Here is a 13,443-nt window from a genome sequence, read left to right as displayed (position 1 = left end):
ACTGTGCGAAAGCGAAGCGACAGCAACAAATGTTTTAACTGTGCGAAAGCGAAGCGACAGCAACAAATGTTTTAACTGTGCGAAAGCGAAGCGACAGCAACAAATGTTTTAACTGTGCGAAAGCGAAGCGACGGCAACAAATGTTTTAACTGTGCGAAAGCGAAGCGACAGCAACAAATATTTTAACTGTGCGAAAGCGTAGCGACAGCAACAAAGCGCCCAGCCGGAACGGAAATCAGCCCACGTTATGGTGATGAGCTATTTTTTATGTAGAGGTGAACATTGATGACAATTGATATGCAAGCATTACTAGAAGAATCAAAAAAAGCGCGTGAAAAGGCTTATGTACCTTACTCAAAATTTAAAGTTGGCGCGGCGATTTTAACGAAAGATGGAGAGGTCATTCACGGCTGCAATATTGAAAATGCGGGTTATAGTATGACAAATTGCGCTGAGCGTACAGCATTTTTCAAAGCTGTGTCAGAAGGTATTTATGATTTTGAGGCGATTGCTATTGTAGCTGATACAGATGGACCATGTGCGCCATGCGGAGCTTGTCGTCAAGTGATGATGGAGTTTTGCAAGCCATCTATGCCTGTATATTTAACAAATTTAAAAGGTGATGTCACGGTAACGTCTGTAGGCGAATTACTACCGTTTGCATTTACAACGGAGGATTTAGAGAATGCTGGAAAATAATAATGGCTATAAGTCAGGTTTTATCTCCATAATCGGTCGACCGAATGTTGGGAAATCAACATTTTTAAACCGTGTTATTGGTCAAAAAATTGCGATTATGAGTGATAAGCCACAAACAACACGAAATAAAGTACAAGGTGTACTGACATCAAATGATAGCCAAATGATTTTTATAGATACACCAGGAATCCACAAGCCGAAACATAAGCTAGGGGATTTTATGCTAAAAGTTTCTAAAAATACATTGCGTGAAGTGGATGTTATTATGTTCATGGTTAATGCAGAGCAGAAACTTGGAAAGGGTGACGAATTCATCCTTGAAATGCTTGCGGGTAATCCAACGCCTGTCTTCCTGGTAATCAATAAAATCGATCAAATTCATCCAGATGAATTAATAGGGATAATTGAAAGCTACAAAGAGCGTTATGACTTTGCGGAAATTGTACCGATTTCAGCATTACAAGGGAATAATGTAGAAGATTTATTAACGACATTAACGAAATATTTACCAGAGGGTCCGCAATATTATCCAGCAGATCAAGTAACGGATCATCCTGAACGTTTCATTATTTCGGAGTTAATTCGTGAAAAAGTGTTGCATTTAACGCGCGAAGAAATACCTCATTCCATCGCTGTTGTGATTGATAAAATTCGCCGTGATGAAGAAAATGAAGATAAAATTCGTGTGGCAGCAACGATTATCGTGGAAAGAGATTCGCAAAAAGGGATCGTCATTGGTAAACGTGGTGCGCTATTAAAAGAAGTAGGGATACGTGCAAGAAAAGATATTGAGATGCTTCTTGGTTCAAAAGTGTATTTAGAGCTTTGGGTAAAGGTTCAAAAGGATTGGCGGAATAAATCAACGCATTTACGTGACTTCGGTTTCCGTGATGATGAATATTAATAGGATCAGTTATTGAGTTAAGGAGCAACTTTACAACATTCTTATTTGTCGCTGTAGTTTTAAATGGAGCTGTCCAATTAATTTATTGGAGAGCTCTATTTTCATGCGAAACAGTGTAGAAAGGAGGGGGATCGATGCTTCATAAATGGGAAGGGATTGTCCTAAAGGTGCGTGCCTATGGAGAATCAAATAAAATTGTAACATTACTAACAAGAGAAGCGGGTAAGGTTGCGACGATGGCTCGAGGAGCGAAGAAGCCTTCTAGTAGACTAGCATCTGTGACACAGCCATTTACGTATGGCATGTTTATGGTGCAGCATCATACTGGTATGGGAACATTGCAGCAAGGTGAGCATCTTAATTCAATGCGCCATATTCGTGAAGATATTATGGCAACAGCATATGCAAGTTTTATAATGGAACTTGTCGAGCGAGTAGTAGAAGAGGGGAAGCCTGAGCCATATGCATTTGATGTTCTCCTACAAGCATTACAAGCCATTGAGGAAGGTTATGACCCGGAGGCCATTACATTGTTCGTAGAATGGAAAATGCTACCCTATACAGGCGTACAGCCTATTTTACATGCTTGTGCTGCTTGTGGTGCCGTAGACGGTGAATTTGCATTTTCTTTTACACAGGGTGGTTTTTTGTGTCATCGCTGTTATCACCATGATCCTTATATCATTCGATTAACACCGACCCAGCTTAAGCTTATTCGGATGTTCTATACTGTACCAATTGACCAGATTGGGAAACTAGACTTGAAAAAGGAAACAAAATATTTTATTAAAAAAATAATTACAACCATTTACGAGGAACAAACAGGAATTCGTTTTAAGACTAAAAAATTTATTGAACAGCTAGAGCGAACGCCTGAATTTCAGTTAAGAACAAGTACAGAACAAGAAAAAACGCCAGAAGACCATTAACATTGATCTTCTGGCATTTTTACGTTTTTAACAAATGTCATCCGGTACTTTTGGTGAAACATAGGAAAAGGTGGTTTTCTAAAGTTCCTCATTCGCATGCTTGATAGTTATTTTGCTAAAATGATATTTATTTTGTAGTTGCATTGATTTTTGTAAATGGCATTAGGACAAAATGATTAATCCTTTATCAATTGTAGAAATATAATTTATGAGAGAAATTCAACTATAACTTATAAATAAAAACTTATACTGTTTAATGTATAGGTCTTTTTGTACCTTTTATTTCAAATTAACAAATAATATAAAATGATTCGTTAGGTATAAAATATTAATTTTAGTAGAGTTTTTAATATAAACATAGTAGAAACTATCCATTCAAATGTCATATACTAGTTGAAAAGACATTTTAATCTATGATATTGTAATTGATATAGATGATGATATTTAACTTCTTACAGTAAATATTCTCTGTAGCGAAAGTTACACATGTGAAAGAAGTTAAAGCCTCCCGCAGGTGTCATGGAATCGGTAAGGAGTTAGCATTGGATGTTAGCCTAAAATTATCTCATCCATGTGATAACAGCTAATGGACCTGCATCGGTAAAAAAGCTATGCTATGGCATTATCGAAATGACCGACATCGTATTGTCCTCATATTGCTGCTGTCGCCTTGCTTTATCACAAAAAAACATTTGCAGGCCTAAATAAAAAGCCAATTCCGGACCAATTATGCTGAGGCGTAATTGACGAACAACGAACAACGCAGTCTTACGGGAGAAGGAGGGAGTCACATATTGCTTAAGCATTGTGTATGTGGCAGAAATTATGCTAAGAAAAGTGACGTTAAGTATTGATGAAGTTGAAGCGAATGATATTTTAGCTGAAGATATTTTTTCGGATTATCGTTTATTAGCTAAAAAAGATCTTGTTTTGACGGAACGAATTATTGCATTACTTAAACTTAGAAAAGTTGACGAATTATCTGTTTATTTACCGACTGATTCAGTCCGAATTGTTCATGATTTGAGTGTTCAGCGTTCAAAGGATTACGAGGATGTATTTGCACCGCTAATGGATAAAAATGATGATGTAGATGAGTATAAAGAAACAGTAAGTCAGCTTTTTATGACTACATTAGAGAATGTTGTGCATGAATTACGCTATGGCCAAATTTTAAAAAGCATCCAAGACACTGCATATGTACGAGGTGTTTTTGAAAAAATTTTAGAAAAGAAACAACGCTATGAATTACTCATGCGATTAAAAGAATGGGATGAATATTCTTTTGTTCATTCATTTGATGTTTTCGTTTTAGGTACAATTTTTGCCCGTAATTTAGGTTTAATGGATATTGAAACGCTAGCAAGAGGCTATTTGTTCCACGATATTGGAAAGGTATGTATTCCGCAAAAAATATTAAATTTAAAACGAAAATTATCGGAAGATGAGTTTGATATAGTCAAAACTCATACGACTAAAGGTTATAAGCTACTCATCGAAAATGGGGAAGAGGATATTGCCTATTTAGCACGTGATCATCATGAACGTTTTGCTGGTAAAGGTTATCCGAATCAGCTTTGTGAGGATGATATGTGTGAGGGAGTTCAAATACTGCAGATTATTGATGTTTATTCAGCGATGACATCAAAGCGAGTATATCATTCGGGATATGCTGCAACAGATGCATTGGCTGTTTTATATCGTGATCGACATTTATATAACGAGAAATTTATGCATAAATTTGTAGAGTGTTTAGGAATTTATCCTGTCAATTCAGTCGTTCAATTATCAGATAATCGAAGTGCTCAAGTAGAACTTGTCTATGATTTATTCCCGACATTGCCTAAAGTTAAGCTATTAGATGAGCAAAAATCTATGATTTTACCTTTGAATTATAGTGTGAAAATTTCGAAAATGATAGATTATCGTACTAACAGCTTTGAAGAAATTTTTAACTTATTTGTAGAACAATTAATTCGCTGTGACGAAAATAGCTTAAGAGTTTACTATAAAAAATTATTAGATCATTTGCATCCTAAAGAAATTGTTTTAAAAATATTTTTACCTGCTTTTCGAATTCTACGTTTATTAACAAGAGAAATCCAAACGGATATGACAAAGTATAGAAATTCTATTGATATTCTAAAAAAGTTATTAGAAGAGCAAATAAATATATTGTATATGGATTACCAGCATGAAAAAACAACTGTAGTAGTTGTGGAAACTGCACTTCGTGAAAATTTCTTTATAAAACTAGTGCAAAGTATTTTATATATTGACAAAATTGTTCCGTTTTTTATTAATCCAGATGATGATCAACGTATTTCGCAATTGATGGAACATTGTAACGTAAATGTAGCTTACTTTATTGAGGATAAACTAACAATCGATAAGAGGGTTCGCCCAATGCGAGAAGGAACATTCCTTTATTATACGCTTGTAGATATCGAGGAAATTCTAATAAGCTTAGTAGGTATGAGTATGAAAAGGTTTTCATTTGAGGAGAAGATGCAAGAGCGCTTGTTTTCATCAATTAAGACCTGATAAAAAATTGAAATGTGATCTATAAACAAATGTAGATTTTCACTCCGAGTAGGCACTTTCTGCAGGCTTGGCCTCTACTTTCCAGAAGGCTTTCAGTGCAAGTTATCTTGCTGGAGTCCGAGGGAAATCACCGGTTCTTCATCAATTGTACGAGTAGTCATTTTTTCGCAGAAAAAGGGAGTCGCTTAAAATGCGACTCCCTTTTTACATCTTACGAATTTAGAATTGAAGATGTTTTTCAATATATGCTTTAACATCTGTAATTGGCATACGAACTTGAGACATTGAGTCGCGGTGACGTACTGTAACTTGACCATCCTCTTTTGAGTCAAAGTCGTAAGTGATACAGAATGGTGTACCAATTTCATCTTGACGACGGTAACGTTTACCGATTGATTGTGACTCGTCAAAGTCAACTGGGAATGATTTACGAAGCTCTGCCCAAACATCAGTAGCCTCATCCGAAAGCTTTTTAGAAAGTGGTAGGACCGCAGCTTTAAATGGCGCTAGAGCAGGGTGGAAGCGTAAAACTGTACGTTTATCGTCGCCTTCAAGCTCTTCCTCGTCATAAGCATCGCAAAGGAATGCTAATGTCACACGGTCTGCACCTAAAGATGGCTCGATGCAATATGGTACATAACGTTCGTTTGATACTGGATCGATGTAAGTGAAATCTTCACCAGAATGCTCCATATGCTGTTTTAAATCGTAATCTGTACGATCCGCTACGCCCCAAAGCTCGCCCCAGCCGAATGGGAATTTGAATTCGATATCAGTTGTTGCATTTGAGTAGTGAGATAATTCGTCTTCTTCATGATCGCGAAGGCGCATAGACTCTTCCTTCATGCCTAAATTTAATAACCAGTTTTTACAAAACTCTTTCCAGTATGCGTGCCATTCAAGATCTTCGCCTGGCTTACAGAAAAATTCAAGCTCCATTTGTTCAAATTCACGTGTACGGAAAGTGAAGTTACCTGGCGTAATTTCGTTACGGAAAGACTTACCGATTTGTGCAATACCGAATGGTGTACGTTTACGCATAGAACGTTGTACATTTTTAAAGTTCACGAAAATACCTTGTGCTGTTTCTGGGCGTAAATAAATTTCGTTAGTAGAAGATTCTGTTACACCTTGGAATGTTTTAAACATTAAATTAAATTGACGAATATCTGTAAAATCAGCTTTACCGCAATCTGGGCAAACTACGTCATATTTAACCATCGTTTCTTTCATTTGATCAAATGTCATACCATCGACAATGATTTCATCGCCTTTAGCTAGCGCAGCATCCTCGATGATTTTGTCAGCACGATGACGAGCTTTACATGCCTTACAATCGATCATTGGATCATTAAAGTTACCAACGTGACCAGAAGCAACCCAAGCTTTTGGATTCATTAAAATTGCAGCATCGATCCCAACGTTGTGCTCTGATTCTTGGACAAATTTTTGCCACCATGCTTTTTTTACATTGTTTTTTAATTCAACACCTAGTGGACCGTAATCCCAAGTGTTTGCTAAGCCTCCGTAGATTTCAGAACCTGGGAAGACAAAGCCGCGATGCTTCGCTAATGATACAATTGTTTCCATTGATTTGTTAGCCATAAAAATAGCCTCCTTTATAGTTTTCAAAGAGTGAACTTTGATTTTGTTTTAGCGTATTTATATAATTAATAAATTCGCTAAATATTTTTAATTTAGATAGGACTAAATTAAAAATAGCACCCGTCTCCGGGCACAATAAATGCCCAGGGACGAGTGCTAAAACCCGCGGTTCCACCCTGATTGTTTTAAACGAATTGTTTAAAACCTCTTTTCAAAAAGTTAGCTCAAGGAGTGCCTTTTCTCTGTTACTGTGTAGACTTTCACCATCTTCTACTCGCTTTAAAATGGAACAGATACTTTTTTCCCGTCATCGCCTATATAACGCAAATCACTCGAAAATACATCGAGAGCAAGCGTATGTGTCAATATTGTAGCATGTAGTTCTTTTCTTCGCAATAATTATTAAAATAGTATATAATAATTGAGCATAAGTATAACACTATTAGATTTGAGGCGGTGAGTCCAATCGAACTCAATAAACGTCAGGAAGACATTTTACAAATTGTGAAAGAAAACGGCCCTATCACAGGCGAACATATTGCAGAACGTCTCAATCTGACAAGAGCAACTTTAAGACCAGATTTAGCAATACTCACAATGGCGGGCTTTTTAGATGCTAGACCTCGTGTTGGCTATTTCTATTCAGGTAAAAAAACATCCGTTACATTGACGGATAGTATTAACAATTTAAAGGTGAAAGATTTTCATTCAGGACCTGTTGTTGTACCAGAAACAATGACTGTTTATGATGCGATTTGCTTCATGTTTTCTGAGGATGTTGGTACACTATTTGTCGTAGATAAGAATGAATTTTTGACAGGGGTACTTTCTCGTAAGGATTTACTACGTACAAGTATTGGCACGCAGGATTTAAACAAAATTCCTGTACATATAATTATGACACGCATGCCAAATATATCGTACTGTGAAAGATCAGATTCTTTAGTCGTCGCAGCGAATAAACTAATTGATCGAGAAGTTGATTCGCTACCAGTAGTTGAGCCACAAGAAGGTGGATTGACGATCGTTGGACGACTAACAAAAACGACGATTACACGAGCTTTCTTATCACTTGCACAAAATGACTAAATAGTTGAAGGAGAGCAGTATGAAAAGACTACGGGTTTTTGTTGTATCTGATTCAGTCGGTGAAACTGGTGACCAAGTAGCGAAAGCGGTTATTAGTCAGTTTCGACCTGGTTTGGAAAACACGATAATTCGTCGTTTTCCTCATATACAATCAGAGGAGCTCATTCGTAAAATTGTATGCCTCGCAGCGAAACAGAAGGCATTTATTGTATATACACTTGTTCGACAGGAGATGCGATCGTTATTATGTGAACTGTGTGAGCAAGAAAATGTATATGCCGTCGATATTTTAGGGCCTGCTTTAAAAACAATGGCAACCTTTGTGGAAGAATTCCCATTAGAGGCTCCAGGAATTGTTCACCAGCTAGATGATGATTATTTTAAAAAAATAGAGGCTATTGAATTTGCAGTAAAATATGATGATGGTAGAGATCCACGTGGTCTTTTACAGGCTGATATCGTGCTAGTTGGTGTTTCCCGTACCTCTAAAACACCGCTATCACAATATTTAGCACATAAACGCTATAAGGTGGCGAACGTACCCTTAGTACCAGAAGTGGAGCCACCTGAAGAACTTTTAAAAATTGATCCGAAAAAATGTTTTGGTTTAATTATTTCTCCTGATAAATTAAACTTCATTCGAAAAGAGAGATTGATGTCTCTAGGATTGAATGATGATGCTATCTATGCGCAGCATAATCGAATATTAGATGAAATCCAGCATTTTGAAAAAATTGTCTCTAAAATTGGTTGTAAAGTTATTGATGTGACAAACAAAGCTGTTGAAGAAACAGCAAACGTTATTATTGAGCATATTTTAAACTGTAAATAAGAAACGAATGATGATAAACCACCTCGGTTATAAGAGGCGGTTTTTTTGAGTCGGGTTTGAAAATAGTATAGATAAAAACTAATTTATGTTTTATAATAATAAAATTGTGGTAAAAATATTTATTAAGAGAAAAATCCTATTTTTTTGTCGAGAAATAAAGGATTTTTAAATCGGATAGCGAATTGTGTTTTAGAACGTAATTTAAAGATGGTGATGGATTTGGCAGGGAAGATTCCTGAAGAAGTGATTGAACAGATTCGCACACAATCGGATATTATTGATGTCATTAGCGAATACATGCAGCTTACAAAGCGTGGGCGCAATTGGTTTGGACTCTGTCCATTTCATGGAGAACAAACGCCATCTTTTTCTGTGTCATCAGACAAACAAATTTTTCATTGCTTCGGTTGTGGTGCGGGTGGTAATGCTGTTACTTTTGTCATGGATATAGAAGGTATTTCTTTTCCTGACGCTGTAGTGAAACTTGGTGAACGTATTGGCATACATTTAGATGTTGGGCCAAGTTTACCAGAAGTAACGAAAAAGGTATCTAAAGCAGAAGAAAGGATGAAAGAAGCACACGCTTTTGCAGCAGATTTTTTTCATCATTTACTGTTAAATACGGAAGATGGTGAAGAACCTTTAAATTATTTGCTAGAAAGAGGATTTACAAGGGAACTTATAGAATCTAATAGCATTGGATGGTCTCTTCCGAGCTTTGATGCATTAACGATATTGCTTGAAAGAAAAGGTTATAACTTACAAGAAATCGCGGAAAGTGGTTTAGTGATTAAGCGTGAAGGGGAAGAACGCTATTTTGATCGTTTTAGAGGGCGTATTATGTTTCCCATCCGTGATGAGAACGGTAAGATTATAGCATTCTCAGGACGAATTCTTACATCGACTGGTGAAGAGGCAAAATATTTAAATAGTCCAGAATCACCGATTTTTCAAAAGAGTGAAGTGCTATATAACCTAGATAAAGCACGAACCTCCATTAGAAAAAATCGTCAAGTAGTATTGATGGAAGGGTTTATGGATGTTTTAGCAGCAACTTCTGTTGGTGTAACGAATGCTGTAGCAACAATGGGTACTTCGCTTACGAATCAGCATATCACAAAGCTAAAACGCTTAGTAGAGCAGGTTACGGTTTGCTATGACGGTGATAATGCAGGTTTTGATGCGGCAAAAAGAGCGGCACAGTTACTTCAAGTGGAACGTATGAAAGTTAATATTGCGGTGTTACCAGATAAGCTAGATCCCGATGAATACATTCGTAGTTTAGGCGGACAGGCATTTAAAGAACAAATTTTGGAAAACCCTCATGCGTATATTGCTTTTATGATGATGCATGCTAGACGAAATAAGAACTTTCAGTTTGAAAATGATACGCTTCAATATATTCAAGAAGTTCTTGAGCAACTGGTAGGTAGATCGTCACCAGTCGAACGAGATTTGTATATAAGACAGCTATCGAATGAGACAAATATCTCGGAAGAAGCGATTTATGCTCAATTCCGAAAGCTAGAGGCAAATCAGGTGCGTTCTACAAAAGTAGAAATGCCAGTTCAGGCGCCTTCGATGCCGGTCACTCAGCAACATAAGCCTATGGACGCAGCGGAACGTGCAGAACGTTTATTACTGGCTCATATGCTTCATAATATAGATGTAGTGGACAGGGTATTACGTAGTGAGCAAAAAGAACCGTTTGTACGAGATGCCTATTTGGCTGTTTTTGTTCGCTTAGTAGGATTTTATGAGGAATTTGGTCATCCTGATTATCAGCGTTTTGTTGAAATATTAGATGACTCTGAATTACGCAAGATAGTAATGGAAGCGGCTTTAACGGAACGGGATCCCGACCATGCAGAGGCAGAGGTCACAGACTCAATACGTCAGCTGCAAAAATATAGAATTGAGCAAGAAATTCAACAAAAGATGCATGAGTCAAAGGAAGCGGAGAAGATGCACGAGTATGCGCGTGCACTTGAAATCGCCCAACAGATTATTCATTTAAGAAAATCGTTATCGGCGATTTAACCCGATTCGGTTGTTTAGAAGGAGGAAGGTTTATGGCGGACAAGTCAGAACGTTCAAAAGAGGTAGAAGTAGAAATTACATTAGATGAAGCAAAAAAGCTACTACAAGAAAAAGCAAAAACAGAAGGTGAAATTTCAATGAAAGAAATTTCAGAGAAACTTGCGCCTTATGAATTGGAGAACGAAGAGATTTTCCACTTTGCTGAGGATCTTGAAAAGGCAAAAGACATTCAAATCATTGGAAAAGAAGAGTTTGAAGAAGAAAGCTTAATGAAAGAAGAAGCAAACGAAGAGACTTTCGATTTAAATGATTTGAGTGTACCACCGGGTGTTAAAATAAATGACCCTGTACGTATGTATTTAAAAGAAATTGGTCGAGTTGATTTACTTTCTGCCGAGCAAGAAATCGCTCTAGCTGAGCGTATTGAGCAAGGTGATGAAGAAGCACGTAAACGTCTAGCGGAAGCAAACTTACGTCTTGTTGTATCGATTGCAAAACGATATGTTGGCCGTGGAATGCTATTCCTTGATTTAATTCAAGAGGGGAATATGGGGCTTATCAAGGCTGTTGAGAAGTTTGACTACCGTAAAGGCTTTAAATTCTCTACTTATGCAACATGGTGGATCCGTCAAGCAATTACACGTGCTATTGCGGACCAAGCACGTACAATTCGTATTCCAGTGCATATGGTCGAAACAATTAATAAATTAATTCGAGTACAACGCCAATTACTACAAGACTTAGGTCGCGAACCATCTCCAGAAGAAATTGGGGAAGAAATGGATTTAACACCTGAAAAAGTACGTGAAATTTTAAAAATTGCGCAAGAACCAGTATCTCTTGAAACACCAATTGGAGAAGAAGATGATTCACATTTAGGAGACTTTATTGAGGATTCTGAAGCCCAATCTCCATCTGACCATGCAGCTTATGAATTGTTAAAAGAGCAATTAGAGGATGTGTTAGATACATTAACTGACCGTGAAGAAAATGTACTTCGCTTACGTTTCGGTCTAGATGATGGTCGCACACGTACGTTAGAAGAGGTAGGAAAAGTATTTGGTGTAACACGTGAACGTATTCGCCAAATTGAGGCTAAGGCACTTAGAAAGCTACGCCACCCTTCTCGTAGCAAACGTTTAAAAGATTTCTTAGAATAAGGTTATACAGACTGGGGCTATCTAATTAGTGACGACTAATTAGATAGCCCTTTTTGTGCTACTATTGAATCAGAAAAATACTCGTATAAACAAAGTCTATCAAAAGAAAATATTGTTTCGAAAATGTTTATATCATGTACTAGAATGTGACAAACTTAATATTTTTGCTACTTTATATAGATGTGTTCGGCAATGTTTTGAGATAAAATTGGAATAACAACCATATAAAGCAATGTTTGGAGCAAAAATTATGACAAATCCTCGAAAAAAAATAATCTTGAATGAGATTTTGTTTTGGAAGCAAAATAAGCTATTACCAGAACATTACTGTGACTTTTTAGCCGCTCTTTATGCAGAGGGGGAAAATTTAGAGGAGTTAGAACCAGTACATCATAAACAAGCTATTTTGCCTTCTGAAAAGAGAAAGCTGCTACTTGTAATTGCAGGTATATGTATTGCGATGATTACTCTGCTAACTTTTTATTTTACAATACCATCTTTCATGATCATTTTAACGATAGTCGTTGGAATAGCTGCTATAGTATTATTTCTGACGGCATTTCGAATGGCACGAAAAAATGATTTATTAGCGCCTGTTTTCCATTTGCTAGCCGCTGTTTTATTGTTCAGTATGTCTATTCGAATTTACACTACATATTTTAACGGAAATAATACCGCGTTGTTTTGCTTGATTGCAGCGAACTGTGGAGTTTGGCTTTGGTCAGGTTTAAAAATGAAGCTACTTTATTTCACGGTCTCAGGTGTCCTAGGGTTACTAGCACTGATCAGCTATTATATCATAAACTTATTATAAGAACCCTTTTTGTAAATTAGTTCGCCAACAAATGACAAGGATCTGTATGCTTTTATATAGCTTACAGATTCTTTTGGTATCAATATGTAATCTCGAAATTTATCCATGTAAATTACTGAAGACTAAAAACAATAGTCTGAGTAACTGATATCAGTAGGTATAGAATATTAATGGTTAATTACCGGAAGTTGTGGCTGATTTTTGTATAAGTTGATTGGAGTGGAGGCTGGGCGACTCCTCGGGGATCAGCAATAGAGGAACGGAGGCTAAAAAAATCACATCCTGTATAACGCCTCCGTGACCAACATCCTGCTGCAGCCGCTACGTTGCACTCACTCTTTCGCGCAAAAGACATCTGTTGGCCCGAGACCCTGCAGCGAGCAGTGCGAGTGAAGCGGCTCATCGGACGCCCCCAGGAAGCTTTGCTCTGTGCGAAAGCGAAGCGTCAGCAAATGTTTTATCTGTGCGAAAGCGAAGCGACAGCAACAAATGTTTTATCTGTGCGAAAGCGTAGCGACAGCAACAAATGTTTTATCTGTGTGAAAGCAAAGCGACAGCAACAACAAAGCGCCCAGCCGGAACGGAAATCAACCATACGTTATGGTGATGAGCCATGATAATAGAACTTATTACTATGGCGTATTCTATTAGCAAATATCAATAAGATATTTTAATTTTCTTGGTATATGAATGCGTAAATAGAGGAAAGATAACAACGTGTAATGAATCTTAGATAAACTTCTTCAAGCCGATTTTGGAAAGGCATAATTGATTGCTAAAAAGATAATAGATAGTCCAAATATTGGCGATTTCAAGACATATTTTAT

Annotated in this window: 10 protein-coding genes; 9 read left to right on the top strand and 1 reads right to left on the bottom strand. The window is 37.1% G+C overall.

Annotation, left to right across the window (positions count from 1 at the left end; translation table 11 throughout):
• Positions 1-285: 285 nt before the first annotated feature.
• From B1B04_RS23890 to B1B04_RS23875, 4 genes are all read left to right on the top strand, one after another.
• A complete protein-coding gene (locus B1B04_RS23890) occupies positions 286-699 on the top strand; it encodes a cytidine deaminase (protein ID WP_079563886.1) in 414 nt (137 codons plus the stop codon).
• Complete coding sequence (era, locus tag B1B04_RS23885) at positions 686-1,603, top strand: GTPase Era (protein WP_079563883.1); 918 nt, start codon at positions 686-688, stop codon at positions 1,601-1,603. The genes B1B04_RS23890 and era overlap by 14 nt, the downstream gene beginning before the upstream one ends.
• Before the next feature lie 134 nt (positions 1,604-1,737).
• Positions 1,738-2,532 (top strand): DNA repair protein RecO, encoded by a 795-nt coding sequence (gene recO / locus B1B04_RS23880; protein ID WP_079563881.1) that lies wholly within the window; start codon positions 1,738-1,740, stop codon positions 2,530-2,532.
• Between the two features lie 825 nt (positions 2,533-3,357).
• Complete coding sequence (locus B1B04_RS23875; protein WP_079563890.1) at positions 3,358-5,076, top strand: HD-GYP domain-containing protein; 1,719 nt, start codon at positions 3,358-3,360, stop codon at positions 5,074-5,076.
• A gap of 219 nt (positions 5,077-5,295) precedes the next feature.
• Here the strand turns inward: B1B04_RS23875 and B1B04_RS23870 are convergent, their stop codons facing one another.
• Positions 5,296-6,681, bottom strand: coding sequence for a glycine--tRNA ligase (locus B1B04_RS23870; protein ID WP_079563879.1), 1,386 nt, complete (start codon positions 6,679-6,681; stop codon positions 5,296-5,298).
• Positions 6,682-7,137: 456 nt separating this feature from the next.
• Between B1B04_RS23870 and ccpN the strand changes: the two genes are divergently transcribed.
• The 5 genes from ccpN to B1B04_RS23845 all read left to right on the top strand — a co-directional run bounded on the left by ccpN (position 7,138) and on the right by B1B04_RS23845 (position 12,616).
• A complete protein-coding gene (gene ccpN / locus B1B04_RS23865) occupies positions 7,138-7,770 on the top strand; it encodes a transcriptional regulator CcpN (protein WP_079563877.1) in 633 nt (210 codons plus the stop codon).
• Positions 7,771-7,789: 19 nt separating this feature from the next.
• Entirely contained in the window at positions 7,790-8,602 is an 813-nt protein-coding gene (locus tag B1B04_RS23860) for a pyruvate, water dikinase regulatory protein (RefSeq protein WP_079563874.1), read from the top strand.
• 207 nt (positions 8,603-8,809) lie between these two features.
• Positions 8,810-10,642: a DNA primase gene (dnaG, locus tag B1B04_RS23855; RefSeq protein WP_079563888.1), complete on the top strand. Its 1,833-nt coding sequence runs from the start codon at positions 8,810-8,812 to the stop codon at positions 10,640-10,642.
• 32 nt (positions 10,643-10,674) lie between these two features.
• The gene (gene rpoD, locus B1B04_RS23850) at positions 10,675-11,802 is read left to right on the top strand and encodes an RNA polymerase sigma factor RpoD (protein ID WP_079563872.1); all 1,128 of its coding nucleotides are present in this window, start codon (positions 10,675-10,677) and stop codon (positions 11,800-11,802) included.
• A 250-nt stretch (positions 11,803-12,052) separates the two neighbouring features.
• On the top strand, positions 12,053-12,616 hold the full coding sequence (locus tag B1B04_RS23845; protein WP_079563870.1) for a hypothetical protein: 564 nt from the start codon (positions 12,053-12,055) through the stop codon (positions 12,614-12,616).
• Positions 12,617-13,443: the final 827 nt, after the last annotated feature.

This window comes from Lysinibacillus sp. KCTC 33748 (assembly GCF_002237755.1).
Taxonomy (GTDB): domain Bacteria; phylum Bacillota; class Bacilli; order Bacillales_A; family Planococcaceae; genus Lysinibacillus.
The sequence above is the reverse complement of the archived record's forward strand: the minus strand, read 5'-3'. Positions and strand labels throughout refer to the sequence as shown.

What these genes read in the sequence shown, in the direction of transcription:
- B1B04_RS23890 (WP_079563886.1), top strand. Translation starts at nt 286, where the DNA reads ATGACAATTGATATGCAAGCATTACTAGAAGAATCAAAAAAAGCGCGT.
- era (WP_079563883.1), top strand. Translation starts at nt 686, where the DNA reads ATGCTGGAAAATAATAATGGCTATAAGTCAGGTTTTATCTCCATAATC.
- recO (WP_079563881.1), top strand. Translation starts at nt 1,738, where the DNA reads ATGCTTCATAAATGGGAAGGGATTGTCCTAAAGGTGCGTGCCTATGGA.
- B1B04_RS23875 (WP_079563890.1), top strand. Translation starts at nt 3,358, where the DNA reads ATGCTAAGAAAAGTGACGTTAAGTATTGATGAAGTTGAAGCGAATGAT.
- B1B04_RS23870 (WP_079563879.1), bottom strand. Translation starts at nt 6,681, where the DNA reads ATGGCTAACAAATCAATGGAAACAATTGTATCATTAGCGAAGCATCGC.
- B1B04_RS23860 (WP_079563874.1), top strand. Translation starts at nt 7,790, where the DNA reads ATGAAAAGACTACGGGTTTTTGTTGTATCTGATTCAGTCGGTGAAACT.
- dnaG (WP_079563888.1), top strand. Translation starts at nt 8,810, where the DNA reads ATGGTGATGGATTTGGCAGGGAAGATTCCTGAAGAAGTGATTGAACAG.
- rpoD (WP_079563872.1), top strand. Translation starts at nt 10,675, where the DNA reads ATGGCGGACAAGTCAGAACGTTCAAAAGAGGTAGAAGTAGAAATTACA.
- B1B04_RS23845 (WP_079563870.1), top strand. Translation starts at nt 12,053, where the DNA reads ATGACAAATCCTCGAAAAAAAATAATCTTGAATGAGATTTTGTTTTGG.